Origin of the sequence: Paenibacillus sp. LHD-38, assembly GCF_031157315.1 — a bacterium.
In the GTDB taxonomy this organism is placed as follows: domain Bacteria; phylum Bacillota; class Bacilli; order Paenibacillales; family Paenibacillaceae; genus Pristimantibacillus.
Genome location: NZ_JAVIFU010000038.1, coordinates 42,713 through 66,209 on the forward strand (window position 1 = coordinate 42,713; position 23,497 = coordinate 66,209).

The 23,497-nt window shown below is 46.2% G+C and carries 39 protein-coding genes; 37 read left to right on the top strand and 2 right to left on the bottom strand.

Annotated elements, in window-relative coordinates:
• Positions 1-8 precede the first annotated feature (8 nt).
• The 34 genes from rplB (at position 9) to RCO25_RS25545 (ending at position 19,548) form a co-directional block, all read left to right on the top strand.
• A complete protein-coding gene (gene rplB, locus RCO25_RS25380; RefSeq protein WP_308998890.1) occupies positions 9-839 on the top strand; it encodes a 50S ribosomal protein L2 in 831 nt (276 codons plus the stop codon).
• A 67-nt stretch (positions 840-906) separates the two neighbouring features.
• Complete coding sequence (gene rpsS / locus RCO25_RS25385; RefSeq protein WP_183571400.1) at positions 907-1,188, top strand: 30S ribosomal protein S19; 282 nt, start codon at positions 907-909, stop codon at positions 1,186-1,188.
• A gap of 43 nt (positions 1,189-1,231) precedes the next feature.
• Positions 1,232-1,567, top strand: a complete 336-nt coding sequence (gene rplV / locus RCO25_RS25390) for a 50S ribosomal protein L22 (protein WP_028609649.1) — start codon at positions 1,232-1,234, stop codon at positions 1,565-1,567.
• 13 nt (positions 1,568-1,580) lie between these two features.
• On the top strand, positions 1,581-2,243 hold the full coding sequence (gene rpsC, locus RCO25_RS25395; RefSeq protein WP_056635969.1) for a 30S ribosomal protein S3: 663 nt from the start codon (positions 1,581-1,583) through the stop codon (positions 2,241-2,243).
• 2 nt (positions 2,244-2,245) lie between these two features.
• Positions 2,246-2,680 (top strand): 50S ribosomal protein L16, encoded by a 435-nt coding sequence (gene rplP / locus RCO25_RS25400; RefSeq protein ID WP_028609647.1) that lies wholly within the window; start codon positions 2,246-2,248, stop codon positions 2,678-2,680.
• Positions 2,670-2,870 (top strand): 50S ribosomal protein L29, encoded by a 201-nt coding sequence (gene rpmC / locus RCO25_RS25405; RefSeq protein WP_053373905.1) that lies wholly within the window; start codon positions 2,670-2,672, stop codon positions 2,868-2,870. The genes rplP and rpmC overlap by 11 nt, the downstream gene beginning before the upstream one ends.
• A 50-nt stretch (positions 2,871-2,920) precedes the next feature.
• Positions 2,921-3,184: a 30S ribosomal protein S17 gene (gene rpsQ / locus RCO25_RS25410; protein ID WP_110773989.1), complete on the top strand. Its 264-nt coding sequence runs from the start codon at positions 2,921-2,923 to the stop codon at positions 3,182-3,184.
• A gap of 47 nt (positions 3,185-3,231) precedes the next feature.
• Positions 3,232-3,600, top strand: a complete 369-nt coding sequence (gene rplN, locus RCO25_RS25415) for a 50S ribosomal protein L14 (protein WP_054025318.1) — start codon at positions 3,232-3,234, stop codon at positions 3,598-3,600.
• A gap of 46 nt (positions 3,601-3,646) precedes the next feature.
• Positions 3,647-4,000 carry a 50S ribosomal protein L24 gene (rplX, locus tag RCO25_RS25420; protein WP_076271424.1) on the top strand — a complete coding sequence of 118 codons (354 nt, stop codon included), beginning with the start codon at positions 3,647-3,649 and terminating at the stop codon, positions 3,998-4,000.
• 31 nt (positions 4,001-4,031) lie between these two features.
• Entirely contained in the window at positions 4,032-4,574 is a 543-nt protein-coding gene (gene rplE / locus RCO25_RS25425) for a 50S ribosomal protein L5 (protein WP_053373908.1), read from the top strand.
• 26 nt (positions 4,575-4,600) lie between these two features.
• Entirely contained in the window at positions 4,601-4,786 is a 186-nt protein-coding gene (locus RCO25_RS25430; protein ID WP_056635963.1) for a type Z 30S ribosomal protein S14, read from the top strand.
• Between the two features lie 30 nt (positions 4,787-4,816).
• A complete protein-coding gene (rpsH, locus tag RCO25_RS25435) occupies positions 4,817-5,215 on the top strand; it encodes a 30S ribosomal protein S8 (RefSeq protein ID WP_053373909.1) in 399 nt (132 codons plus the stop codon).
• A 31-nt stretch (positions 5,216-5,246) separates the two neighbouring features.
• Positions 5,247-5,789 carry a 50S ribosomal protein L6 gene (gene rplF / locus RCO25_RS25440; RefSeq protein WP_308998891.1) on the top strand — a complete coding sequence of 181 codons (543 nt, stop codon included), beginning with the start codon at positions 5,247-5,249 and terminating at the stop codon, positions 5,787-5,789.
• Positions 5,790-5,849: 60 nt separating this feature from the next.
• Positions 5,850-6,218: a 50S ribosomal protein L18 gene (gene rplR / locus RCO25_RS25445; RefSeq protein ID WP_138756279.1), complete on the top strand. Its 369-nt coding sequence runs from the start codon at positions 5,850-5,852 to the stop codon at positions 6,216-6,218.
• Between the two features lie 30 nt (positions 6,219-6,248).
• Entirely contained in the window at positions 6,249-6,746 is a 498-nt protein-coding gene (gene rpsE, locus RCO25_RS25450; RefSeq protein WP_054025314.1) for a 30S ribosomal protein S5, read from the top strand.
• A 13-nt stretch (positions 6,747-6,759) separates the two neighbouring features.
• Positions 6,760-6,939: a 50S ribosomal protein L30 gene (rpmD, locus tag RCO25_RS25455; protein WP_056635953.1), complete on the top strand. Its 180-nt coding sequence runs from the start codon at positions 6,760-6,762 to the stop codon at positions 6,937-6,939.
• Between the two features lie 44 nt (positions 6,940-6,983).
• Positions 6,984-7,424, top strand: coding sequence for a 50S ribosomal protein L15 (gene rplO / locus RCO25_RS25460; protein ID WP_308998892.1), 441 nt, complete (start codon positions 6,984-6,986; stop codon positions 7,422-7,424).
• A complete protein-coding gene (gene secY / locus RCO25_RS25465) occupies positions 7,425-8,726 on the top strand; it encodes a preprotein translocase subunit SecY (protein WP_308998893.1) in 1,302 nt (433 codons plus the stop codon).
• Between the two features lie 91 nt (positions 8,727-8,817).
• On the top strand, positions 8,818-9,468 hold the full coding sequence (locus RCO25_RS25470) for an adenylate kinase (RefSeq protein ID WP_308998894.1): 651 nt from the start codon (positions 8,818-8,820) through the stop codon (positions 9,466-9,468).
• Positions 9,468-10,226 (top strand): type I methionyl aminopeptidase, encoded by a 759-nt coding sequence (gene map, locus RCO25_RS25475; protein ID WP_308998895.1) that lies wholly within the window; start codon positions 9,468-9,470, stop codon positions 10,224-10,226. The genes RCO25_RS25470 and map overlap by 1 nt, the downstream gene beginning before the upstream one ends.
• An 8-nt stretch (positions 10,227-10,234) precedes the next feature.
• The gene (locus RCO25_RS25480) at positions 10,235-10,516 is read left to right on the top strand and encodes a KOW domain-containing RNA-binding protein (RefSeq protein ID WP_308998906.1); all 282 of its coding nucleotides are present in this window, start codon (positions 10,235-10,237) and stop codon (positions 10,514-10,516) included.
• A 3-nt stretch (positions 10,517-10,519) separates the two neighbouring features.
• Positions 10,520-10,735, top strand: a complete 216-nt coding sequence (gene infA / locus RCO25_RS25485) for a translation initiation factor IF-1 (protein WP_053373919.1) — start codon at positions 10,520-10,522, stop codon at positions 10,733-10,735.
• A 45-nt stretch (positions 10,736-10,780) separates the two neighbouring features.
• Entirely contained in the window at positions 10,781-10,894 is a 114-nt protein-coding gene (rpmJ, locus tag RCO25_RS25490) for a 50S ribosomal protein L36 (protein WP_003333770.1), read from the top strand.
• Between the two features lie 19 nt (positions 10,895-10,913).
• Positions 10,914-11,282: a 30S ribosomal protein S13 gene (gene rpsM, locus RCO25_RS25495; RefSeq protein WP_054025308.1), complete on the top strand. Its 369-nt coding sequence runs from the start codon at positions 10,914-10,916 to the stop codon at positions 11,280-11,282.
• A 19-nt stretch (positions 11,283-11,301) separates the two neighbouring features.
• The gene (gene rpsK, locus RCO25_RS25500; RefSeq protein ID WP_053373921.1) at positions 11,302-11,697 is read left to right on the top strand and encodes a 30S ribosomal protein S11; all 396 of its coding nucleotides are present in this window, start codon (positions 11,302-11,304) and stop codon (positions 11,695-11,697) included.
• 126 nt (positions 11,698-11,823) lie between these two features.
• Entirely contained in the window at positions 11,824-12,768 is a 945-nt protein-coding gene (locus RCO25_RS25505) for a DNA-directed RNA polymerase subunit alpha (RefSeq protein ID WP_053373922.1), read from the top strand.
• Between the two features lie 44 nt (positions 12,769-12,812).
• Complete coding sequence (gene rplQ / locus RCO25_RS25510; RefSeq protein WP_308998896.1) at positions 12,813-13,178, top strand: 50S ribosomal protein L17; 366 nt, start codon at positions 12,813-12,815, stop codon at positions 13,176-13,178.
• Between the two features lie 357 nt (positions 13,179-13,535).
• Positions 13,536-14,288: a tRNA pseudouridine(38-40) synthase TruA gene (truA, locus tag RCO25_RS25515; RefSeq protein ID WP_308998897.1), complete on the top strand. Its 753-nt coding sequence runs from the start codon at positions 13,536-13,538 to the stop codon at positions 14,286-14,288.
• A gap of 182 nt (positions 14,289-14,470) precedes the next feature.
• Positions 14,471-14,908, top strand: coding sequence for a 50S ribosomal protein L13 (rplM, locus tag RCO25_RS25520; RefSeq protein WP_053373925.1), 438 nt, complete (start codon positions 14,471-14,473; stop codon positions 14,906-14,908).
• 20 nt (positions 14,909-14,928) lie between these two features.
• The gene (gene rpsI / locus RCO25_RS25525; RefSeq protein WP_056635921.1) at positions 14,929-15,321 is read left to right on the top strand and encodes a 30S ribosomal protein S9; all 393 of its coding nucleotides are present in this window, start codon (positions 14,929-14,931) and stop codon (positions 15,319-15,321) included.
• A gap of 178 nt (positions 15,322-15,499) precedes the next feature.
• Positions 15,500-16,195, top strand: a complete 696-nt coding sequence (locus RCO25_RS25530; RefSeq protein ID WP_308998898.1) for a phosphoadenylyl-sulfate reductase — start codon at positions 15,500-15,502, stop codon at positions 16,193-16,195.
• A gap of 25 nt (positions 16,196-16,220) precedes the next feature.
• Entirely contained in the window at positions 16,221-17,387 is a 1,167-nt protein-coding gene (gene sat, locus RCO25_RS25535) for a sulfate adenylyltransferase (protein ID WP_308998899.1), read from the top strand.
• A gap of 131 nt (positions 17,388-17,518) precedes the next feature.
• Entirely contained in the window at positions 17,519-18,307 is a 789-nt protein-coding gene (cwlD, locus tag RCO25_RS25540; RefSeq protein WP_308998900.1) for an N-acetylmuramoyl-L-alanine amidase CwlD, read from the top strand.
• Positions 18,308-18,420: 113 nt separating this feature from the next.
• Complete coding sequence (locus tag RCO25_RS25545; RefSeq protein ID WP_308998901.1) at positions 18,421-19,548, top strand: Mrp/NBP35 family ATP-binding protein; 1,128 nt, start codon at positions 18,421-18,423, stop codon at positions 19,546-19,548.
• Between the two features lie 115 nt (positions 19,549-19,663).
• On the opposite strand, the gene gerD is transcribed toward RCO25_RS25545, so the two are convergent.
• Entirely contained in the window at positions 19,664-20,368 is a 705-nt protein-coding gene (gene gerD, locus RCO25_RS25550; protein WP_308998902.1) for a spore germination lipoprotein GerD, read from the bottom strand.
• A 280-nt stretch (positions 20,369-20,648) separates the two neighbouring features.
• On the opposite strand from gerD, the gene RCO25_RS25555 reads away from it, so the two are divergent.
• Complete coding sequence (locus RCO25_RS25555; protein ID WP_308998903.1) at positions 20,649-21,272, top strand: KinB-signaling pathway activation protein; 624 nt, start codon at positions 20,649-20,651, stop codon at positions 21,270-21,272.
• 1 nt (position 21,273) lies between these two features.
• On the opposite strand, the gene pdaB is transcribed toward RCO25_RS25555, so the two are convergent.
• Entirely contained in the window at positions 21,274-22,083 is an 810-nt protein-coding gene (pdaB, locus tag RCO25_RS25560; RefSeq protein ID WP_308998904.1) for a polysaccharide deacetylase family sporulation protein PdaB, read from the bottom strand.
• 206 nt (positions 22,084-22,289) lie between these two features.
• On the opposite strand from pdaB, the gene RCO25_RS25565 reads away from it, so the two are divergent.
• A complete protein-coding gene (locus tag RCO25_RS25565) occupies positions 22,290-22,916 on the top strand; it encodes a stage II sporulation protein M (protein WP_308998905.1) in 627 nt (208 codons plus the stop codon).
• A 127-nt stretch (positions 22,917-23,043) separates the two neighbouring features.
• The gene (locus RCO25_RS25570) at positions 23,044-23,265 is read left to right on the top strand and encodes a hypothetical protein (protein ID WP_076338936.1); all 222 of its coding nucleotides are present in this window, start codon (positions 23,044-23,046) and stop codon (positions 23,263-23,265) included.
• Positions 23,266-23,497 lie beyond the last annotated feature (232 nt).

The following is a 23,497-nucleotide window of genomic DNA, read 5'->3' on the forward strand; positions in this document are numbered from 1 at the left end:
GAATCGAAGTGCCTATTAAAAAGTACAAACCGACATCTCCAGCTCGTCGTAACATGTCCGTCTCGACTTTCGAAGAGATCACGACAAGTACACCGGAGAAATCGTTGCTTGCTCCACTTTTCAAAAAAGCTGGACGTAACAACCAAGGTAAAATTACGGTTCGTCACCATGGCGGCGGACACAAACGTAAATACCGTATTATCGACTTCAAACGTACTAAAGATGGTATCGTTGGTAACGTAGCATCGATCGAATACGATCCGAACCGTTCATCCAACATTGCTTTGATCCATTACGCAGATGGTGAGAAAGCATATATCATCGCACCAAAAGGCTTGAAAGTTGGAGATCAAATCACTTCTGGTGTTGGCTCCGATATTAAACCGGGTAATGCTTTGCCACTTGTTAATATCCCAGTCGGTACAGTTATCCACAACATCGAATTGAAACCAGGCAAAGGCGGACAACTTGTTCGTGCAGCTGGAACTAGTGCTCAACTTCTTGGTAAAGAAGATAACTACGTTTCCGTTCGTTTGTCTTCAGGTGAAGTTCGCCGTATTTTGAACACTTGCCGTGCAACAATTGGTTCTGTTGGTAACGAAGATCACGAACTCGTGAAAATCGGTAAAGCCGGCCGTAACCGTTGGCTCGGAAATCGTCCACAAGTACGTGGTGTTGTAATGAACCCTAACGATCACCCACACGGTGGTGGTGAAGGCCGTGCACCAATCGGACGCAAATCGCCAATGTCGCCTTGGGGTAAACCAACTCTTGGTTACAAAACGCGCAAGAAGAAAAAAGCATCGAGCCAATACATTATTCGTCGTCGCACGAAATAATAGCAGCTTGATAAAAACCGCGTGATACGAAAGTATCGCTACCGCTTAGGTGAAGGGAGGAACACAAATGGGTCGCAGTTTAAAGAAAGGGCCGTTTATTGACGGTTACCTGCTTAAAAAAGTCGAGGTATTGAACGAAAGTGAGAAAAAAGTCGTTATCAAAACCTGGTCCCGCCGCTCGACCATTTTCCCGCAATTCATTGGTCACACGTTTGCAGTGTATGACGGACGCAAGCACGTACCGGTATATGTAACGGAAGATATGGTTGGACACAAGCTTGGTGAATTTGCACCAACTCGTACGTATAAAGGCCATGCTGGTGAAGACAAAAAAACGGGCAGACGTTAATTTGCCCTTAAACATCTCTAACTGAACGAGAGGAGGTTCCTACATGCCAGAAGCTAAAGCGCACGCTAAATTTATCCGTATTGCTCCCCGTAAAGCACAGCTTGTTGCGGATTTGATTCGCGGCAAACAAGTTGGCGAAGCAATCGCGATTTTGCGTCACACGCCTAAGTCTGCATCCCCAATTTTGGAGAAGCTGCTGAACTCTGCAATTGCTAACGCTGAGCATAACTATCAGCTTGACGTAAACAAATTGTTTATCTCGCAGGCCTTCGTTAACCAAGGGCCAACGATGAAACGTTTCCGTCCTCGTGCGATGGGTCGCGCAAGCCGGATCAATAAAAGAACCAGCCACATTACCTTGGTGGTATCTGAAAAATAAGGAGGGATTACGTGTGGGTCAAAAGGTAAATCCAGTAGGCTTCCGGGTCGGAGTTATCCGTGATTGGGAGTCCAAATGGTTCGCGGGCAAAGATTTCGGCGATCTTCTTATGGAAGACGTTAAAATCCGTGAATACTTGAAAAACAAGCTGAAAGACGCAGCAGTTTCTCACATCGAGATCGAACGTGCAGCTAACCGCGTGAACGTAACGATCCAAACCGCAAAACCAGGTATGGTTATTGGTAAAGGCGGTTCCGAAGTAGAAAACCTTCGTACTGAGCTTGGTAAAATCACTAAAGGCAAAAAAGTACACATCAACATCTCTGAAATCAAACATGCAGATCTTGACGCTATTCTTGTAGCTGAAAGCATCGCACAACAACTTGAGCGTCGTGTATCTTTCCGTCGCGCATTGAAGCAAGCAATTCAACGCTCCATGCGTTCGGGTGCTAAAGGGATCAAAACCGCAGTTAGCGGTCGTCTCGGTGGCGCGGAAATCGCACGTTCGGAAGGCTACAGCGAAGGAACAGTACCACTTCATACACTACGCGCTGATATTGATTACGGCACGGCTGAAGCGGCTACAACATACGGCCGTATCGGCGTAAAAGTATGGATCTATCGCGGCGAAGTCCTTCCGACTAAGAAGAAAGCTCCCCAGGAAGGAGGCAACTAATCATGTTGGTACCTAAACGTGTCAAACACCGCAAACAACAACGCGGTCATATGAAGGGTCGCGCTAAAGGCGGCACTACAGTAGCATTCGGTGAATTTGGTCTTCAAGCTCTAGAACCATCATGGATCACTAACCGTCAGATCGAAGCGGCTCGTATTGCAATGACTCGCTACATCAAACGTGGCGGTAAAGTTTGGATCAAAATTTTCCCTGCCAAACCAATTACTCAAAAGCCTCTTGAAGTGCGTATGGGTAGTGGTAAAGGTAACGTTGAGAAATGGGTAGCCGTAGTTAAACCAGGTAAAATCCTGTTTGAACTTGCTGGTGTATCCGAAGAAACCGCTCGTGAAGCGATGCGTCTTGCGGCTCATAAATTGCCAATCAAGACTAAATTCGTGAAGCGTGAAGAAGTGGGTGGTGAAGCAAATGAAAGCTAGTGAATTTAGAAACCTAACCTCTGCTGAGCTTGAACAACAGGTCGCTGGTTTTAAAGAAGAGCTTTTCAATCTTCGTTTCCAACTGGCTACTGGCCAATTGGATAACCCGACTCGGATCCGTGATGTGCGTAAAGGAATCGCTCGTGCTAAAACGATTTTGCGTGAAAGAGAACTCGGAATTAGCAGCTAGTTTATCCCTTACATGAATGCATAAACACGGCTGAAGGAAGGAGGAAGAACATGAGCGAACGCAATGCCCGTAAAGTTCTAATTGGCAAAGTGGTAAGCGACAAGATGGACAAAACAATCGTGGTTGCTATCGAAACATACAAAAAACACGATTTGTACCATAAACGCATTAAAGTTACGAAAAAATTTAAGGCGCATGATGAGAACGGCCAAGCAAAAATTGGCGACATCGTGAAAATCATGGAGACTCGTCCGCTATCGAAAGACAAACGCTTCAGACTTGTAGAAGTTGTTGAAGTTGCTGTTATTATCTAATGAGCGTATGCAGTGCCTGAGCATTTTTCCGAAAGGAGGACGTTGAAATGATTCAACCATTTTCGCGCTTAGCGGTTGCTGACAACTCCGGCGCAAAACAATTGATGTGTATCCGTGTACTCGGTGGAACAGGACGTCGCGTTGGTCACATCGGCGATTTGATCGTTTGCTCAGTAAAACAAGCAACACCTGGCGGCGTTGTCAAAAAGGGTGACGTTGTTAAAGCGGTTATCGTTCGTACAAAACGTTCGGTTCGTCGTAAAGACGGTTCGTACATCGCGTTTGACGAAAACGCAGCTGTAATTGTTAAAGAAGATAAAAGCCCACGCGGTACTCGTATCTTTGGACCAGTTGCCCGTGAACTTCGCGATAAAGATTTCATGAAAATCGTATCGCTAGCACCAGAAGTAATCTAAGAACCAATATAAGCTTGAAAGCACAAGCGTGCAGGAGGTGTAACTCATGCCAAGGCTGAAAAAAGTACTCGAATCCCATAACAATAAATTGCACGTGAAAAAAGACGACACGGTTATCGTAATTACCGGTAAAGACAAAGGTAAGAAGGGCCGCGTTATCGCTGCGTATCCGCGTGAAAACCGCGTACTCGTAGAAGGTGTTAACACTGTTAAGAAACATACTCGTCCATCGCAAGCTAATCCACAGGGCGGTATTATCGAACAAGAAGCGCCAATTCACGTTTCTAACGTTATGCATATCGATCCGAAAAGCGGTAAAGTAACACGTATCGGATACAAAGTGCTCGACAACGGCAAGAAAGTTCGGATCGCGAAACGTTCCGGAGAAGTAATCGACTAATCGTTACGGTAGGAAAGGAGGTCCATGATCAATGGCAGCAAGATTGAAAGGTCGTTTCTTAAACGAAATAACTCCTGCTCTTATGCAGAAGTTCAACTATACGTCTGTTATGCAAGTGCCGAAAATTGAGAAGGTAGTTATCAACATGGGGGTAGGCGAAGCGGTTTCCAATTCGAAAATCCTTGATGTAGCAGTTGAAGAACTACGTATCATCTCCGGTCAAAAACCAGTCGTTACTCGTGCGAAGAAGTCTATTGCAGGCTTCAAGCTTCGTGAGAACATGCCAATCGGGGTTAAAGTTACATTGCGCGGCGAGCGTATGTATCATTTCCTTGATAAACTGTTCAACATTTCTCTACCGCGTGTACGTGACTTCCGCGGTGTATCGAACAAAGCTTTCGACGGCCGTGGTAACTATACGCTTGGCTTGAAAGAGCAATTGATATTCCCAGAGATCGAGTACGATAAAGTCGATAAAGTGCGCGGTATGGACATCGTCATCGTCACGACGGCAAAAACGGACGAAGAATCTCGTGAATTGCTGACCCAAATGGGCATGCCGTTCACGAAGTAATCCACTTTTAGGAGGTGTAATACCCAGTGGCAAAAACTTCGATGAAAGTGAAGCAACAACGCGCCCCGAAATTTAAAGTGCGTGCATATACGCGCTGTGAGCGTTGCGGCCGTCCGCATTCTGTTTTGCAAAAGTTTAAAATTTGCCGGATTTGTTTCCGTGAGTTAGCACATAAGGGCCAGATTCCTGGCGTTAAAAAAGCAAGCTGGTAATCAGCCTAGTTTGGGAAGGAGGTTAACACAATGGTTATGTCTGATCCGGTTGCAGATATGTTGACGCGCATTCGTAATGCGAATGTTGTTCGTCACGAGACCGTGGAAATGCCCGCTTCGAAAATGAAGAAGCAAATCGCTGAGATTTTGAAGCGCGAGGGTTTTATCCGCGACGCTGAATATATCGAAGACAACAAACAAGGGATTATCCGTATTTTCTTGAAATACGGCCCTAACCAAGAGCGCGTAATTACTGGCTTGAAACGTATTTCGAAACCAGGCCTTCGCGTTTATACACAATCAACTGAAATCCCTCGTGTACTCGGTGGACTTGGAATTGCAATTATTTCCACTTCCAAAGGGATTATGACTGATAAAGAAGCTCGTCAAGTTAAATCTGGCGGCGAAGTAGTTTGCTACGTTTGGTAAGTAACAAGTCACAAAGATAGGAGGTGTAACAATGTCCCGTATTGGTCGCAAACCAATCCAAGTGCCTAACGGCGTAACAATCAACTTGGACAACACAGTAATTACTGTAAAAGGACCTAAAGGATCGCTTTCCCGTGAAATTCACAAAGATATGAAAGTGAATGTAACGGAAACAGAAATCCTAGTAGAACGTCCTTCCGATAATAAATTGCATCGCTCGTTGCACGGAACAACTCGCAGCATCATCGCTAACATGGTGAGCGGAGTTACTGATGGCTTCTCCAAAAACTTGGAGCTAGTGGGCGTTGGTTACCGTGCAAATAAAGCTGGGGATAAAATCGTACTTAACGTAGGTTACTCTCACCCAGTCGAGATTGCTCCAGATAATGGAATCGAGTTCGAAGTACCAGCAAACACGAAAATCACTGTTCGCGGTATTGATAAAGAACTCGTTGGTGCAACTGCAGCAAAAATTCGTTCCGTACGTGAACCAGAACCGTATAAAGGTAAAGGTATTAAGTACGAAGGCGAACGCATCATCCGTAAAGAAGGTAAAGCTGGTAAGAAAAAATAAGCAAACAGTCCGTTTGCTTAAGATAGCGTCTTAAGGCTGAAAGAAAGGAGTGAACTTTGTATGATTACGAAAGGCGACAAAAACAAGGCTCGTCTAAAAAGACACCTTCGTGTTCGTAAAAAAATTAACGGTACAGCTGCACGTCCGCGTCTATCTGTATTCCGTTCCTCCAAGCATATGTATGCTCAATTAATCGACGATGTTTCAGGCGTAACAATCGTTTCTGCATCCACACAGGATAAAGAATTGACTGAAGCAGTTGGCAACGGTGGCAACATCGATGCAGCGAGCAAAGTCGGAGAATTGATTGCGAAACGCGCTCAAGCTAAGGGTGTAACCCAAGTAGTATTTGATCGCGGCGGTTACTTGTATCACGGCAGAATTCAGGCACTTGCTACAGCAGCTCGCGAAGCTGGCCTAGAATTCTAATCGACTTTATTTATAAGGAGGTTAAACGACTTGCGTGTAGATCCAAATACGTTAGAACTGACTGAAAAAGTTGTTAATATCAATCGCGTTTCTAAAGTTGTAAAAGGCGGACGCCGTTTCAGCTTTAGTGCACTTGTAGTAGTCGGCGACGGTAAAGGCTACGTTGGCGCAGGGATCGGTAAAGCAGGCGAAGTACCTGATGCAATCCGCAAAGGTATTGAAGATGCTAAGAAAAACCTGATCCATGTTCCAATCGTTGGCACGACTATCCCTCACCTTGTTCTCGGACATTTCGGAGCAGGTGAAGTTCTTCTGAAGCCAGCTTCTGAAGGTACTGGCGTTATCGCCGGCGGCCCGGTTCGTGCAGTTCTCGAACTTGCTGGTGTCGGCGACATCTTGACGAAATCGCTAGGTTCTTCGAACTCCATGAACATGGTTAACGCAACGCTTGAAGGTCTTTCCCGTCTTAAACGCGTGGAAGAAGTTGCAAAGCTTCGTGGAAAAACAGTCGAAGAGCTGTTACGCTAAGGAGGGAAATAAGATGGCAAAATTGCAAATCACCCTCGTTCGCAGTTTAATCGGTCGCAACGAGAAACAACGTGCAACGGTTGAATCTTTCGGTCTAAAAAAGATTCGTCAGGCAGTTGTTTTGAACGATAGCCCAGCTATCCGTGGCATGGTTAACACTGTTAGTCACTTGGTAAAAGTAGAAGAAGTATAAGAATAGATTTTGTTCCAAGAAATAAATAAGGAGGTGCACGAACGATGAAATTGCATGAGCTAGCACCAGCACCGGGCTCAACCCAAGCGCCAAAGCGCAAAGGTCGCGGTATCGGTTCCGGTAACGGTAAAACGGCCGGTAAAGGTCACAAAGGTCAAAACGCTCGTTCCGGCGGCGGCGTTCGTCCTGGTTTCGAGGGCGGACAAAATCCTTTGTATCGTCGAGTGCCGAAGCGCGGTTTCAATAACCCCTTCCGCAAAGAGTACGCAATTGTCAACATTGAAGAACTTAACGCGTTTGCAGCAGGAACTGAAGTCACTCCAGAAGTTCTCATCGAGACTGGTATCGTAAAGAACCCGCTCGCAGGAATTAAAATTTTGGGCAATGGTGAAGTTAACGTTACACTTACTGTAAAAGCAAACAAGTTCTCTCAATCTGCGGTAGAGAAAATCCAGGCTGCCGGCGGTAAAACCGAGGTGATCTAATTGTTCAAGACCGTGTCCAATATCTGGAAAGTGGCGGATCTTCGTACAAGGATCCTCTTCACCCTTTTCATTCTTTTTATATACCGCATCGGGTCCTTTATTCCAGTACCCGGTGTAAACAAAGATGTGTTTAAGCAGGTTGATGCAGCCGGTGCGGATCTGTTCGGCTTGCTTAACACGTTTTCCGGCGGTGCTTTGTTCCAATTCTCCATTTTCGCAATTGGTATTACGCCATACATTACAGCGTCGATTATCGTTCAGCTGTTGTCTATGGATGTTATTCCTAAGTTTGCGGAGTGGGCTAAGGAAGGCGAGAACGGTAAACGTAAGCTCGCACAAATCACTCGTTATGGAACGGTTATCCTTGGTTTAGTCCAAGGTTTCGCTACAGCAATCGGCTTTAACCGTCAATACGGTTATGAAATGGTTGTTGGCGCGACATTCGTTGACTATTTAGTTATCGCGATCATCTTGACTGCAGGTACTGCATTCTTGATGTGGCTCGGTGAGCAAATTACGGAAAAAGGGATTGGAAATGGTATTTCCATTCTCATCTTTGCAGCAATTGCAGCTGGTATTCCTGGACACATTCGTACGATCGTCGAAGATCAGTTCGTAGGTGCCCAAGATCAACTGTTTTTGAACATTATCAAAATGGTGCTGATCCTGATTGCGATCATCGCAATCATTGTCGGTGTTATATTCGTACAACAAGGTATTCGTAAAATTCCGGTTCAATACGCTAAACGCGTGGTTGGACGGAAAATGTACGGCGGACAATCGACTCACATTCCGATGAAAGTGAACGGCGCAGGCGTTATTCCGGTCATTTTCGCGGTATCGCTTGTCATGTTCCCGATTACGATTGCGCAGTTCTGGTCTACTCAGGCCTGGGCAACCTGGATTATCGACAATATGAACTATGACAGACCGCTTGGTATGGTATTGTACGTATTGTTAATTATCGGGTTTACCTTCTTCTATACATTCGTGCAAATTAATCCGGTTCAAATGGCTGATCAGATGAAGAAGAACGGTGGCTATATTCCTGGCATTCGCCCAGGTAAGCCTACCTCGTCATACCTAACACGCGTTATGTCGCGTATTACATTGACAGGTGCGATCTTCCTGGCTGTCATCTCTGTACTTCCAGTGTTCTTCGGAACACTTGCAGGATTACCGCGCTCAGTGCAGCTAGGCGGCACCTCGCTCTTAATCGTTATCGGTGTTGCACTGGATACGATGAAGCAAATCGAGAGCCAGTTGATCAAACGCCATTACAAAGGGTTTATCAATAAATAACAATAGGTTCTGACCGGGCTTCCGCGTTCGTCAACATGCGCTCTGCGGCAGCCCGCCCGAGCCTATTGTGCTTAAAGCGAGGAACTCAGCAATGAACATTTTATTCATGGGCCCTCCGGGAGCCGGTAAAGGTACACAAGCTGAACGGATCGTTGAAGAGTTCGGTATTCCCCACATTTCCACTGGCGATGCTTTCCGCCTCGCTATGAAAGAAGGAACCGCACTTGGAATCAAAGCGAAGGAGTATGTCGATCAAGGCCTACTCGTTCCCGATGAGATCACGAACGGTATTGTAAAGGAAAGACTTGAACAAGACGATTGCAAAAGTGGATTCTTGCTCGACGGGTTTCCTCGCACACTGCAGCAAGCAGAAGCACTTGATGTTATGCTTGCGGAGCTCGGTCGCAGTATTGACCATGTTGTAAATCTAAAGGTTGACCGCAGTTTGCTGCTTGCTCGTTTAACGGGCAGACGCATATCGAAAACGACTGGTACGACTTATCATGTAATCTTTAACCCACCTAAAGTTGAAGGAATCTGCGACAAAGACGGCGGGGAATTGTATCAACGTTCAGACGATACAGAGGAAAAGGTTGGAACTCGTTTAGATGAATATTCATCCAAAACAGCGCCTCTACTCGATTACTACAGTGCTAAAGGTCTCCTTCGCGAAGTCGACGGCGAGAAGGACATTGATGTTGTAACATCCGACATTATTTCCAACTTGAGAGGTTCATTGTAATGATAATTTGCAAATCCGATTCGGAGCTGCGATATATGAGGGAAGCAGGACGCATTGTTGCGGAAACGCATCGATTGATGGCGGAGGCTGTGAAACCAGGCATCACAACTCGTGAGCTTGACCAAATCGCTGAAACGTTCATTAAGAGTCAAAATGCGATTCCTTCCTTCAAAGGTTACAATGGTTTTCCTTCCAGCATTTGTGCTTCTGTGAATGACGAGCTGGTGCACGGCTTCCCTGGTTCACGCAAGTTGAACGAAGGCGATATAATTAGTATCGATATCGGTGCGCAGTATGAAGGCTTCCACGGTGACTCGGCTTGGACCTATGCGGTTGGAGCAGTGACGCCTGAAGTTCAGAAGCTGCTTGAGGTAACGGAAGCATCGCTTTACGCGGGGCTTGCGCTCATCAAACCAGATATTAGACTATATACAATTTCGCACGCTATTCAAAAGGTAATTGAAGATGCAGGATTCTCCGTAGTAAGGGAATACGTAGGGCACGGAATCGGCGCGGACCTCCATGAGGAACCACAAATACCGAACTACGGCATACCAGATCGCGGACCTCGTCTGAAGACCGGAATGGTGCTTGCAATCGAACCAATGGTTAATATCGGTGAACGATATGTCCGTACGCTCGAAGACAATTGGACGGTTGTAACGGAAGACGGTTCATGGTGCGCTCATTTTGAGCATACAGTAGCCGTTACAGAGGACGGCTTTGAAATATTGACCATTTTGCCGCAGCAGACATAAGTATGACGATGGATGCTCGTCCCCAGATTGGTCAGTTCGTCAAAGTGCTTCGCGGTAAAGATGAGGAAAGCTATGCTGTTATCCTAGCGGTCATTGATGAACGTTTCGTCATGATTGCCGATGGCCATAAGCGCCGATTCGATCAGCCGAAGAAAAAGAACGTTCTACATCTCGAGTTACAGCCTGCAATTAGTTCGGAGGTTTCTGGCAGCATGCTAGAAACCGGCAGGGTGACCAACGCAAAGTTACGTTATGCAATTCAGAAGTATGTTAATGCGAAAGGAGAATGACGCTTGGCTAAGGAAGACATCATTGAGGTCGAAGGTACGGTTATAGAGCCGTTGCCGAATGCCACGTTCAAGGTGGAGCTGGAGAACGGTCACCAAATTCTCGCACATGTTTCCGGTAAGCTCAGAATGCACTTTATCCGCATCCTGACAGGAGACAAGGTGGTTATACAGTTATCGCCTTATGATTTATCAAAAGGGCGCATCACCTATCGTAAGTAAGCTGAAGTATCAGCTTGTTTACGAAAGATTCGGGAGGTAATCACAATGAAGGTTAGACCTTCGGTAAAGCCGATCTGCGAAAAATGCAAAGTCATTCGTCGCAAAGGCAACGTTATGGTGATTTGTGAAAATCCGAAACACAAACAAAAACAAGGATAGAAGGAGGGGAATATAGCCTATGGCACGTATAGCTGGTGTAGACTTGCCGCGTGATAAGCGCGTCGAAATCGCCCTGACATACATTTTCGGTATCGGCAAAACAACGTCGCAAAAACTTTTGAATACTGCTGAAGTTAGCTACGACACTCGTGTTCGTGACTTGACAGAAGACGAACTTGCTCGCCTTCGCGAAGCAATCGATAAATCTGTTAAAGTAGAAGGCGACTTGCGTCGTGAAATTTCACTTAACATTAAACGTCTGACTGAAATCGGATGCTACCGTGGTCTTCGTCACCGTCGCGGCTTGCCTGTTCGCGGTCAACGTACGAAAACAAATGCGCGTACGCGTAAAGGTCCTCGTCGGACTGTAGCTAACAAGAAGAAATAAGAAGGGAGGATAATGGACAATGGCTAAACCAAAAAAAGTCGTTCGTACGAAACGTCGCGACCGGAAAAATATTGAGACTGGCGTTGCGCACATTCGCTCGACATTCAACAATACGATCGTTACGATCACGGATCCGCACGGCAATGCGATTTCATGGGCAAGCTCTGGTAACATGGGCTTCAAAGGCTCACGTAAAAGCACGCCTTTCGCAGCTCAAATGGCTGCTGAGACGGCTGCCAAAGCAGCAATGGAGCATGGCATGAGAACAGTCGAAGTGATGGTAAAAGGACCAGGCGCTGGCCGTGAAGCAGCAATTCGCTCGCTTCAAGCAGCTGGATTGGAAGTTAACCTCATTAAAGACGTAACACCAGTTCCTCACAACGGATGCCGTCCTCCGAAACGTCGTCGCGTATAGTTGGATCCGTGTGGTATCAAATAACAACAACTTGTGAATAATGGTTGTGAAGGTTTGGCATACTACAAGATTTGACTTAAAATAACGGTAAGCTAACGGAGCGACGTTTGAAGGAGGGTACTATTAGTGATTGAGATCGAAAAGCCGAAAATCGAAACCGTAGAACTGAATGATGAGGGAACATACGGACGTTTCGTCGTCGAGCCGCTTGAACGCGGATATGGCACGACGCTTGGAAATTCGCTTCGCCGAATTTTATTGTCTTCGTTGCCGGGTGCAGCAGTAACCTCGGTTCAAATCGATGGAGTGCTTCACGAGTTCTCTACGGTTCCCGGAGTGATTGAGGATGTTACCGAAATCATTCTGAACCTGAAGGGCCTCTCGTTGAAAATCCACTCCGATGAAGAAAAGGTGTTGGAAATCGACGCGGATGGCGAAGGGAATATTACAGCGGGCGACATTCGAGCAGACAGCGATGTCGAGATTTTAAGCCCTGATCTTCACATCGCAACCTTGGCTTCCGGCGCGCGGCTCCATATGCGGGTTTTTGCTAATCGGGGACGCGGTTACGTGCAAGCGGACCGCAACAAGAAAGACGAACAACCGATTGGGGTAATTCCCGTTGATTCGATATACACGCCAATTACTCGTGTAAATTACAGCGTTGAAAATACGCGTGTTGGTCAAGTTACTAACTACGACAAGCTCACGCTTGAAGTATGGACTGACGGCAGTATTAGACCGGAAGAGGCTGTAAGCCTCGGCGCTAAAATTTTGACCGAGCATTTGGACCTGTTCGTTGGATTGACCGATGAAGCCAAAGATGCGGAAATTATGGTTGAGAAGGAAGAAGATAAGAAAGAGAAAGTTCTAGAGATGACGATCGAGGAACTTGATCTTTCCGTCCGTTCTTACAACTGCTTGAAACGCGCGGGTATCAACACGGTTCAAGAGCTAATCACGAAATCCGAAGAGGACATGATGAAGGTTCGTAACCTCGGACGTAAATCACTTGAGGAAGTTCAAGAGAAGCTTGAAGAGCTCGGTTTGGGCCTTCGCATGGAAGAGTAGTAACCAACTAGTGAAGACAAAAGAGCAAGGGAGGGGAAAACAAGATGGCATATCAAAAATTAGGACGTGACGCTAGTGCACGGAAAGCTTTGTTCCGTGACCTCGTTACTGACTTGTTCCTTTATGAGCGTATTCAAACGACTGAAGCAAAAGCGAAAGAAGTTCGTTCTATCGCTGAGAAGCTGATCACTAAAGCTAAGCAAGGTGATCTTCATGCTCGTCGTCAAGTAGCTGCTTATGTTCGTCGCGAAACGGTTGACGGTCAACAAGACGCTATTCAAAAGCTATTCTCCGAGCTGGCTAGCCGTTACTCGGAGCGTGCAGGCGGCTACACGCGTATTCTAAAACTAGGACCCCGTCGCGGCGATGCTGCGCCAATGGTATACCTAGAATTGGTTGACCGCGCGTAGTAACCTAATAAATGTATAAGCTTGTCCACAGCGTTAAACCTTGTCCAAGCTTTATACGCGAGCGTAAACGTCTTATGCCTGCCTCTGGGCGGTATAAGAACGCTAACGCTATGAGATATAAGTGAGTGTATGGTTTCCGTGTACCCTCTTGTATTTTAGTGAAAAGGGTGGACCCTTGAGGCCACCTTTTTTTATTTGCAAAATAGGCTTGTTAGTCTTGTTGACTGAATATAGCCAGGGACGACAGATGAGCTTGTGCGACATCTCCTAGGTGTCCAGAGGGCGCAGCTCTTAAGTTCCATCTTGATAAGGAATTTAGAACATGTAGGAATCCCTTTAGCTAAAGGGGGGAAAAGGTTGAGGAATATATGCGTAAAGGTCAGCTATGACGGGGCCGGCTTTAACGGTTTTCAAACGCAGCCATACGGCAGAACGGTTCAAGGTGAAATTGAGAAGGCTATTAAGAAGCTTACGGGCGAAACGACTATTATTATTGGTTCGGGTCGTACGGATGCGGGAGTGCATGCACAAGGACAAATATTCAATTTCTATACGGAGTCCACGATTCCGACAGAAAGATGGGCGATCGCGCTTAATACGCGGCTGCCTAAGGATATTGTCATTATTGAAGCATTCGATGTGCCCGAGCATTTTCACGCAAGAAGATCCGCAAAGCGCAAAACGTATCGCTATACGATTGATACCGGTAAGTTTCCTGATGTTTTTGGCCGCCAGTATCGCTTTCATCATCCGACGCCGCTTGATGTGGATGCGATGCGTGAGGGACTACGCTACCTTATAGGGGAGCATGACTTTACCTCATTTACATCGATACATTCAACCAAGCCTCATCATATTCGTACGATCTATGAAGCAGATTTTGTGCAGGAAGGTCCTATCGTACACATGTACGTAACAGGGAACGGTTTTTTGTACAATATGGTTCGTGTCATTATGGGAACTTTATTATGGGTTGGCGAGGGGAAGATGGCTTCATCTGAGTTAAAACGCATTCTGGAGGGTCGAAATCGATCACTTGCAGGTCCTACGGCTATGCCGCATGGTTTGATGCTAATAGATGTTGAATATTCCAGCGAAAAACAGGGATAAATCACTATAAATCACTTGCACTTAACTATACTTTATAGTAGAATATAACTTGTGCTTTCGAAGTGGCTAACCCACAGCCCCGACTGAGATTGTCACAAACTTGGCTATCAACAATGAATAAACAAACCAACGTTTACGTTGTTATAAAAACGATTAATGTATGAAATTAAGGAGGATCATCCATGCGTACCACTTATATGGCTAAATCAACTGAAGTTGATCGTAAATGGTTCGTCGTCGATGCGGAAGGCAAAACGCTAGGCCGCTTGGCGAGTGAAGTTGCTGCCCTGATCCGCGGCAAACACAAACCGACATTTACGCCACATGTTGATACAGGCGATTTCGTTGTAGTTATCAACGCTGAAAAAATCCATCTGACAGGCAAAAAAATGTCGGATAAAATTTACTACCGTCACTCCATGTACTCCGGTGGCTTGAAAGCTACTCCGGCACAAGAGATGATTAAGAACAAGCCAGAGCGCGTAATCGAATTGGCTGTACACGGCATGTTGCCTAAGAACCGTCTTGGCGACAAAATGAAGCTTAAACTTAAAGTATACGCAGGTGCGGAACATCCACATCAAGCACAAAACCCTGAAGTTTACGAACTTCGCGGGTAATAAAGAGGAGGACAAGTTTCATGGCTCAAGTGCAATACTATGGAACCGGTCGTCGTAAACACTCTGTTGCACGTGTACGTCTTGTGCCGGGTGAAGGACGAATCATTATTAACAAACGCGACCTTAATGAATATTTTGGTCTAGAAACATTGAAGCTGATCGTAAAACAACCGCTTAACCTTACTGACACATTGTCGAAATACGATGTGCTTGTAATCGCTAATGGCGGCGGTATGTCCGGTCAAGCAGGCGCTATCCGTCACGGTATTTCCCGTGCTCTGCTTAAAGCAGACCCAGAATTCCGTCCGGCTCTAAAACGTGCTGGCTTCCTAACTCGTGATCCGCGTATGAAAGAACGTAAAAAATACGGTCTTAAAGCGGCTCGTCGCGCTCCACAATTCTCGAAACGTTAATTCTTATACGAAAAAATGCTCTCTCTGCCAGTCAGAGAGGGCATTTTTTGTTTGTGCGACATAAATACCAAAACTTTATTTCATTTTGGTGTAAACTTATTATTGAACATTGAGCATTTTGGACGTATAATTTTTATACAGACTAATTTACTAGGATTTAAAAACGGAGGGCATAAAAATGAACCTTTTTGAAAAAGAAGCGCTTATCAAGCAAAAGGAAGTAGATCTCGAGAACGCGACACCGGAAGAAATCATCGCGTTTGCGGTTGAGACTTTTCCTAATATTACGTTCGCATGCAGCTTTGGAGCTGAAGATGTCGTACTAGTCGATATGCTTCAAAAAATCAGCCCTAAAACAGATATTTTCTATCTGGATACGGATTTTCACTTCAAGGAAACCTATGAAACGCGCGATAAAATGGCCGCTCGTTATCCAGGAATTCCTTTCGTTGAAGTAAAGCCGGAAATTACGCCGGAAGAGCAAGTTGCACAATTTGGAGAAGAGCTATGGAAATCCGATGCGAACGCATGCTGCAACATTCGTAAGGTTAAACCGTTGACTAACATTTTGTCGAAGTACGATGCATGGATTACGGGTATTCGCCGCGATCAAGCGCCAACTCGCGCAAACTCCAAAAAAATTGAGTACGATACAAAATTCGGTCTCGTTAAATTTAATCCAATCGCTCACTGGACTACTGAAGACGTATGGAACTACATCCGTGAGAATGATGTTATTTATAACCCGCTGCATGATCAAAATTACCCGAGCATCGGCTGTGAGCAATGCACGCGCAAAGTTATGCCGGGCGAAGATCCTCGCGCTGGACGTTGGGCCGGTCAAGAGAAAACAGAATGCGGATTGCATAAATAAGCAACTTTAGGAGGATACATCGCAAATGAGTCAAATTCTACCGCACGGCGGCGTATTGGTTAACCGTATCGCTTCCGGCGAACAACGTGAAGCATTACTCGCAGAAGCAAAAGGCTTAAAAACGATAACGATCAACACATGGGCAATATCTGATCTTGATCTGATCGGTGTTGGCGCGTTTTCACCATTGACAGGATTTATGAATGAAGCAGACTATCAATCGGTTGTACAAACCATGCGCCTTGCTAATGGCACGGTATGGAGCATTCCGATTACACTTGCTGTAGTAGAAGCGAAGGCTGCTGAGTTTTCGATTGGCGAGCGCGCGGCGCTTGTTGGCGAAGACGGCATCATTTATGCGACTATTGATATCAACAGCATCTACACCGTAGATCACAAAGTTGAAGCAATCAACGTATTCAAAACAGATGACCTTGAGCATCCGGGCGTTCAAAAACTGTTCGAGCGTTCATCCACAAATGTAGGCGGCGAAATTACCGTATTGAACCGTCCGCAGCCAGAGAAGTTCGAAGAGTTTTATTTTGATCCATCAGAAACTCGTCGTATTTTTGCAGAAAAGGGCTGGAAAACAGTTGTTGGCTTCCAAACGCGTAATCCGGTTCACCGTGCACATGAATACATTCAGAAAACCGCAATGGAAATCGTAGATGCGTTGTTCCTTAACCCGCTTGTCGGCGAAACAAAATCAGACGATGTTCCTGCGAACGTACGAATGAAAAGTTATCTTGCTTTGCTTGAGAACTATTACCCGCAGGATCGTGTTTTCCTTGGTGTATTCCCGGCAGCTATGCGTTATGCTGGTCCTCGTGAAGCGATCTTCCATGCGCTTGTTCGTAAAAACTACGGCTGCTCGCATTTTATCGTTGGGCGCGACCACGCTGGCGTAGGCGACTACTACGGAACATACGAAGCACAGGATCTGCTCAAAACGATCCCAACCGAAGATCTTGGCATTACGCCGCTTTACTTCGAGCATAGCTTCTTCTGTAAGAAATGCGGAAACATGGCCACTTCGAAAACTTGTCCGCATGACAAAGAGCATCATTTGACGCTTTCGGGTACGAAGGTTCGCGCATTGCTGCGTGACGGCGTTTGCCCGCCGCCTGAGTTCTCCCGTCCAGAAGTAGCAAAGATTCTAATCGAAGGCATGTCGGAGCAACCGGTAGGCTAATTCGGATCAAGAATTAAAGGTTTGTCTCATAAACAACCATCTCGTCCCATATAAATGAAAGTGTGCATTCGGCTGCTTATGAGCCGATGGATGCCGCGTATTCATTTGATGGAGAACGGGGTGGTTTTTTTATGCGCCGAATAGGTCGGCATGTTGTCATTTGGATGACGTATAAAGGAGCAATACGCATTGGAATTGGGCTGCTTGTCATCGTATTAACGGGCATATTGCTTACGCAATCCATGCCCGTAGCAAAAACGTGGTCTTACTGGACGCTGCCATTGTCCGGGAAAACAATCGCTATTGATGCTGGACATGGCGGAGTGGATGGAGGCGCAGTCAGCAAGCAAGGGGTAATCGAGAAGGATTTGAACCTCGCGATCGCGCTTTATTTGCGTGATTATTTGCAGCAGGCCGGAGCAATAGTCGTGATGACGAGGGAAGGCGATTATGACCTGGCTACCGGGGATGCTAGGGCGTACAGCAAACGCAAGACGGAGGATTTAAAGAAACGGGTGTCAGTTATTAAGGCAAGCCAGCCGGCAGCAGTCATCAGCATACATATGAATAGTATCCCGTCGACTAAGTGGTCAGGGGCTCAAACCTTCTTCCACCCTGGGAATCATCCGGATAATCGTATTTTAGCCACTTTCATTCAGGATGAGATTAAACGCAATTTAGAAAACACGACGAGAGTCGCTGCTACAGTGAAGGATGTTTATGTATTGAAGGCGATTGAAAATATACCAACGGCTTTGGTCGAAGTCGGGTTTTTATCCAATCCAGGCGAATCACAGCGGCTTGCCGATACGGATTATCAAAGACAGGTGGCTGCCTCCATATATGAGGGTGTCCTTCGCTACGTCTCGGGTGAGAAGCTCAGCGGCGTTGTACCGCAGAACGATGTGGCTCCCAAATAAGAAATAATTACTGTTTGGGGGAGGTGCTGCTCGCCAGCAGAGGGCTTGGTTGCTGGGCTTACTGTGCTATAATGATTATTATATAGTTTTGATTACATAAAGGTGGGACATATATGACATTGACACGCGAGCAAGTCATTGATGCCGTCGAAACCGTGACGGCACAGTATAAGGCGGATGAGATCACCATCCGCGACGTAATGGTTCGGGACCGTCAGGTTTCCATGACGGTCCTCGGGGCCGGCGCGGCGTCGCAGCCCGCGCTTGAAGCCTCGCTCCGCGAGGCGCTGGCGCGCCTAGGCGCCGAAACCGTGCACTGCCGGTTTCGGGCAGAGGCAGCGCCTGCCGCGGGCGCAGGCGCGTCTACGCCGCCGCCTGCGGCTGCTAAAGCACCGGCCGCGGCTAGCGCCGGCGGTGCCGGCAAAGCTGGCGGCCCCGCGCCCGTCCAGGGCCACGGGGCCGGTCTCGCTAATGCGCTGCTGGATCCTAGCAGCGGCGTACAGTTCATCGCCGTCGCCAGCGGTAAGGGCGGCGTCGGCAAATCTACGGTGACCGTAAACTTGGCGGTAGCCTTGGCCCGCAGGGGCAAACGCGTCGGTATAATCGATGCCGACATCTATGGCTTTAGTGTGCCTGATATGATGGGCATCGAGGAGCGTCCGGAAGTCGTGAACGAACGGGTAATCCCGATCGAGAAATTTGGCGTAAAGGTCATGTCCATGGGCTTCTTTGTAGAAGATAACAGCCCCATTGTATGGCGTGGGCCTATGCTAGGCAAAATGCTGCGCAACTTCTTTCAAGAAATCGAGTGGGGCGAGTTGGACTATTTGCTGCTTGATCTGCCGCCAGGCACAGGGGACATAGCGCTGGATGTTCATCAGATTATTCCGCAAAGCAAAGAAATTATCGTCACAACGCCGCATGCAACCGCCGCGTTTGTAGCAGCAAGAGCTGGTGCCATGGCTATTAAGACGGAGCATGAGATAATTGGAATCGTTGAGAATATGTCGTATTACGTTTCCAAAAGCTCCGGCGAGAAGGAATACGTCTTTGGTCGAGGCGGCGGTGCAAGGCTTGCAGAGACACTGCATGCCGACTTGCTTGCACAAATCCCGCTAGGTGCGCCGGACAACCATGTGTCGGAGCCGGATTTTGCGCCGTCCGTTTACAAAGCGGATACCGAGACAGGCCAGCTGTACTTAGAATTGGCTGACAGCGTATTATCCAAGTGCGAAGGCTAACCTTATGACAAAAGCCCGAACAAATGTCCTGAAGCAAGCTTACGCTTCGATACAGGACAATCTGTTCGGGCTTTTTTTATTGGTTAAAGTGGTAATCGTTACTCCTCCGTATGAGTTACATGCCGGAGTCACTTTGTTCTTCTTCAGAGGAACCGGAATCTTCACTCTGTTGATCTTCCTCTGATTGCTGTTCCTCTTCCCCAGAACCTTCATCCTTTTTCTTATCGACCTTCTCGTCAGGGTTAGGTTTAAGCTCCTCTTGTACCGCTTTTTTCATCAAATCAAGCACTTCAAGACGGAATAAAGGATTTTGCATCGCGTCCTGCATGAGCGACATGACTTCTTTACGATACTGCGTGCTCTGCAGCACCTCCAGGATCATCTTATCCATCTCCGGATTTTTCAGCACTTTAATCAAATCTGCTTGGTAGGAAGGATCCTTGATCAGCTCTTTGTGAATTTCTTTGTTTTGCTTATTGACGGATTTTGCGAATTCCCCGGCGAAACGCGGATCGACCATCAATTTTTTGATGACCTTATCGTATTGGGGAGAAATCAGCACATCCTTAACGGCCAAACGAACTTCCTCTTGGTCTTGTACCGAAAGCAGCTTAGACGGCTGGCCCGAATAACCAGAAATTTGCTGAGATGATTCCTGTAGAGCTTTTTGCGCATCCTCCGTTTTGAGGATATCAATAACCATGGACTTCAAATCCTTATAGCTGACCTGCTCATTTCCTCCTGACGGCTCAGCACCACAGCTTGTAAGCACAAACATCATTGCTGAGATAACCGACAATAAAACCCACCGCTTACGCATTCTTCGCATGCTCCTTCCTATGTCAGTACTGCTGTATTCCATAAGGATAAACAAATGTTCTAAAAGTGATGGATCGTGGTCTTATTATGCGCATTGTTCACCGTATTATCATGGACAATCGTTAGCTTTTTGATGTGAACGTGGTAAAATAAAGGGTAATACGGAAGCATTTAATCACAACTGGCGGAAACCCAATCCAATTGAGCATTATCGGACTATAGGAAGCATCTGTTTTGGGTTGAACAGTCAACCGTTATAAACATTCAGGAGGATAAGGAACGTGAATTTAAAAAAGTGGATCTTTTTGTTTTGGAGCGGCATGGTAGTCGGGGGGCTGGCTTGCGTGGTCACCGGGGCAATCATGGCTTGGGTTGATCCGGAGTTTGGTTTTTTGGGTTTTAAGGCGGTCGGATTTAACGCATTGATGATGGCTTTGGTTGGTTTAATGATCGGAGCATTCAGCCAAATGGGCTTCTTCGCTTATTTAACCTTAAACTATATTGCCCTTAGTGTATTTGGCAAAAAATATCTATGGAATGCACTGCAAGGCTACACCACTGTATTTGCGGCTGCAGGACTAGGATATCTCCTTTACGAGCAGCGTATGAATAACTGGTTTTTCTGGGCGCTGCCGCTTATCCTGCTTGTCCTCTCCGGAATCGTATCATGGTTTAAAGTTAAGCAAACGAATAAAACAGCTTTTGTTCCAACCATGTTTCTTATGTTTGTCGTTACCTTTATTGAAGCATGGCCTGCGCTGCAGGGGGAAACGAACGTATCCGCCATTATATTTATGATGGTTCCTTTATTCGTTTGCAATGCATACCAGATTATGATGATGCATCGCTTGGTCAGAAAAGAAACAACCGACTCCGCAGCGATTACTGCAAAGCCGGTCGTATAGCTTAGTATTCTAATTCGGCGGCATCGAGCTGCGGGAATGTAGACGTTGTCTTATCCTGCACAGCTTTGCCGTCGATTTCTGTTTGTGTGATGAGATCGGTGACGGTGACAAAATCGTAACCCTTTTCACGGAGCTGATCAATAACGGCTGGCAGAGCTTCATGCGTTTGTTTTACGGAATCGCTTGCGTGGAACAATATGATATCGCCAGGATGGGCACGCGTAACGACCCGATTAATGATTTTGTCTGTCCCGATATTCATCCAATCAAGTGAATCCGTATCCCATTGAATAACCTTGTATTGAAGTTCTTCTGCGATACGGAGTACACGTTTGTCAAAATCGCCGTTAGGAAGTCGGATTAATTTGGGCTGTTTTCCTGTTACGTCGGATAAAATGGTATGCGCAGTCGTAATTTGCTTGCGGATTTCTTCATCGCTTAGTTTGCTGTAATTATCATGCTTGTGGCCATGGCTTCCAATTTCATAACCGGCGTCTTGTATCTTCTTGACGATTTCCGGATGGGATTGACTCCAAGGCGAGGATAAGAAAAATGTGGCCTGTTTAATGTTTTTCTCTTTCAGCACATTAAGAATGGGCTCCGTGCGTTTGTCTCCCCAGCTAATATCGAAGGTAAGGGCAACTACCTTTTTATCAGTGGGAACGCTGTAGATTGCCGCTGGCTGCTGCGGGGCAAACACAGTGATGTTGCCGCGTTCGGCATAAATGATGCCGACAGAGAAGACAACGGCGATGGCGATTAAGAAATACCTTTTCATCTTACGGCCGTTCAGAACATAAAAAACGTTCATGGGGAAGGGCACTCCTCTCTAATGGAAGCTTGTACAAAGATAAGAAAGTATAAATCCGACCTTTATACTTCGCTTATCTTTTATCGCGGAACGAGTATTTGCCTCCATGGAAGGCGGTTGTCGTTTACGCTTGTAGTACAATCTATGCTCGTACAACTGAGATATTCATCTATATTGCGAAGTTACATACTGCGGAGGGGAATAAATTGTTTAATTGGCGTTTGAACTGGGAGCATTTTAAGCGGATGAATCCTTATATAGCGTTTGGAACGATCTTGTTTTTGGCAGGCATGGTTATCGGAGGGACAAATCCAGCCTTTAAAGCCTTTCTTGACGGCCAGCTCGAAGGACTTGGAAAACTTGCCGACATGATCGACAATTCAAGTAATCCGACATTGACGATGATTATTTTCATTTTCTTTAATAATGCGATCAAATCGATCTTAGTCATGTATTTAGGAGCGATGTTTGGGATCCTACCGTTCTTCTTCTTGGTCGTGAACGGAATGATGATTGGTTATTTGCTCAAGACAACAGCCGAGCTGCATGGCGGCGGGTACGTTATGGAGATCATTGTTAAAGGATTATTGCCTCACGGCATATTGGAAATTCCGGCAATCATCATAGCATGCGCTTATGGCATGCGTTTTGGAGTACTCGTTTTAAAAGCGGGAGGCTCACTGGTTTTCGAAAGATCTAAATCAAGCGGCCTGGGACGCGAGCTTGAGTCCTTCACTGCAAGGACAGTCCCTATGGTGGTTTATCTGACGATAACGCTTCTTATTGCAGCGATTATTGAAAGCACAATTACAACATGGTTGTTAACCATGTAATAATTTTTCCAATATTTGAGCATAACAGTAAAGCAGTGTCGAAACGCATTTGCGTAAGACGTTGCTTTTTTGTACGTTAACGGACGGTCTAGTTGCGCTTTACAACTAAAGGAGGTCACTCACGGCTATGCTCGGAATACTATTCAACGATAAAGAATGCAAAGAACTCGACTATGTCCTTCGCAAAGAACTGGATGAAATGCTGCTTGACCTGAGCGATTCAAGGTTAGACGGCGATATTAAGCAAGCCATTACAAGAAGATATAAAATCATCTTCCGTATGTATGCACGAATTGCCTCCCCGAAAGAACTGTCGCGTTATGCATTAAATGCGAGATCTTACCGATAAAATCAGGTTTTGAAAAAAACTTTAAAAAAGGGGTTGCATTTAATTGGGCCCCTATGATATATTATTTCTTGTCGCCGCTGAGACACACGCGGTTGACACGAAAGAGCAATTGTTCTTTGAAAACTGAACAACGAGTAATAACTGCCTCGCAAATCCTTCGGGATAAGCGAAAAAGCGATAAAAAGTAATGAGCATTTCAAACACCAATTTGGAGAGTTTGATCCTGGCTCAG

Coding starts and splice junctions, on each gene's coding strand:
- rpsS (WP_183571400.1), top strand. CDS start 907: ATGGGTCGCAGTTTAAAGAAAGGGCCGTTTATTGACGGTTACCTGCTT.
- rplV (WP_028609649.1), top strand. CDS start 1,232: ATGCCAGAAGCTAAAGCGCACGCTAAATTTATCCGTATTGCTCCCCGT.
- rplP (WP_028609647.1), top strand. CDS start 2,246: ATGTTGGTACCTAAACGTGTCAAACACCGCAAACAACAACGCGGTCAT.
- rpmC (WP_053373905.1), top strand. CDS start 2,670: ATGAAAGCTAGTGAATTTAGAAACCTAACCTCTGCTGAGCTTGAACAA.
- rpsQ (WP_110773989.1), top strand. CDS start 2,921: ATGAGCGAACGCAATGCCCGTAAAGTTCTAATTGGCAAAGTGGTAAGC.
- rplN (WP_054025318.1), top strand. CDS start 3,232: ATGATTCAACCATTTTCGCGCTTAGCGGTTGCTGACAACTCCGGCGCA.
- rplX (WP_076271424.1), top strand. CDS start 3,647: ATGCCAAGGCTGAAAAAAGTACTCGAATCCCATAACAATAAATTGCAC.
- rplE (WP_053373908.1), top strand. CDS start 4,032: ATGGCAGCAAGATTGAAAGGTCGTTTCTTAAACGAAATAACTCCTGCT.
- rpsH (WP_053373909.1), top strand. CDS start 4,817: ATGGTTATGTCTGATCCGGTTGCAGATATGTTGACGCGCATTCGTAAT.
- rplF (WP_308998891.1), top strand. CDS start 5,247: ATGTCCCGTATTGGTCGCAAACCAATCCAAGTGCCTAACGGCGTAACA.
- rplR (WP_138756279.1), top strand. CDS start 5,850: ATGATTACGAAAGGCGACAAAAACAAGGCTCGTCTAAAAAGACACCTT.
- rpmD (WP_056635953.1), top strand. CDS start 6,760: ATGGCAAAATTGCAAATCACCCTCGTTCGCAGTTTAATCGGTCGCAAC.
- rplO (WP_308998892.1), top strand. CDS start 6,984: ATGAAATTGCATGAGCTAGCACCAGCACCGGGCTCAACCCAAGCGCCA.
- RCO25_RS25470 (WP_308998894.1), top strand. CDS start 8,818: ATGAACATTTTATTCATGGGCCCTCCGGGAGCCGGTAAAGGTACACAA.
- map (WP_308998895.1), top strand. CDS start 9,468: ATGATAATTTGCAAATCCGATTCGGAGCTGCGATATATGAGGGAAGCA.
- RCO25_RS25480 (WP_308998906.1), top strand. CDS start 10,235: ATGGATGCTCGTCCCCAGATTGGTCAGTTCGTCAAAGTGCTTCGCGGT.
- rpmJ (WP_003333770.1), top strand. CDS start 10,781: ATGAAGGTTAGACCTTCGGTAAAGCCGATCTGCGAAAAATGCAAAGTC.
- rpsM (WP_054025308.1), top strand. CDS start 10,914: ATGGCACGTATAGCTGGTGTAGACTTGCCGCGTGATAAGCGCGTCGAA.
- rpsK (WP_053373921.1), top strand. CDS start 11,302: ATGGCTAAACCAAAAAAAGTCGTTCGTACGAAACGTCGCGACCGGAAA.
- rplQ (WP_308998896.1), top strand. CDS start 12,813: ATGGCATATCAAAAATTAGGACGTGACGCTAGTGCACGGAAAGCTTTG.
- rplM (WP_053373925.1), top strand. CDS start 14,471: ATGCGTACCACTTATATGGCTAAATCAACTGAAGTTGATCGTAAATGG.
- rpsI (WP_056635921.1), top strand. CDS start 14,929: ATGGCTCAAGTGCAATACTATGGAACCGGTCGTCGTAAACACTCTGTT.
- RCO25_RS25530 (WP_308998898.1), top strand. CDS start 15,500: ATGAACCTTTTTGAAAAAGAAGCGCTTATCAAGCAAAAGGAAGTAGAT.
- sat (WP_308998899.1), top strand. CDS start 16,221: ATGAGTCAAATTCTACCGCACGGCGGCGTATTGGTTAACCGTATCGCT.
- cwlD (WP_308998900.1), top strand. CDS start 17,519: ATGCGCCGAATAGGTCGGCATGTTGTCATTTGGATGACGTATAAAGGA.
- RCO25_RS25545 (WP_308998901.1), top strand. CDS start 18,421: ATGACATTGACACGCGAGCAAGTCATTGATGCCGTCGAAACCGTGACG.
- gerD (WP_308998902.1), bottom strand. CDS start 20,368: ATGCGTAAGCGGTGGGTTTTATTGTCGGTTATCTCAGCAATGATGTTT.
- pdaB (WP_308998904.1), bottom strand. CDS start 22,083: ATGAACGTTTTTTATGTTCTGAACGGCCGTAAGATGAAAAGGTATTTC.
- RCO25_RS25570 (WP_076338936.1), top strand. CDS start 23,044: ATGCTCGGAATACTATTCAACGATAAAGAATGCAAAGAACTCGACTAT.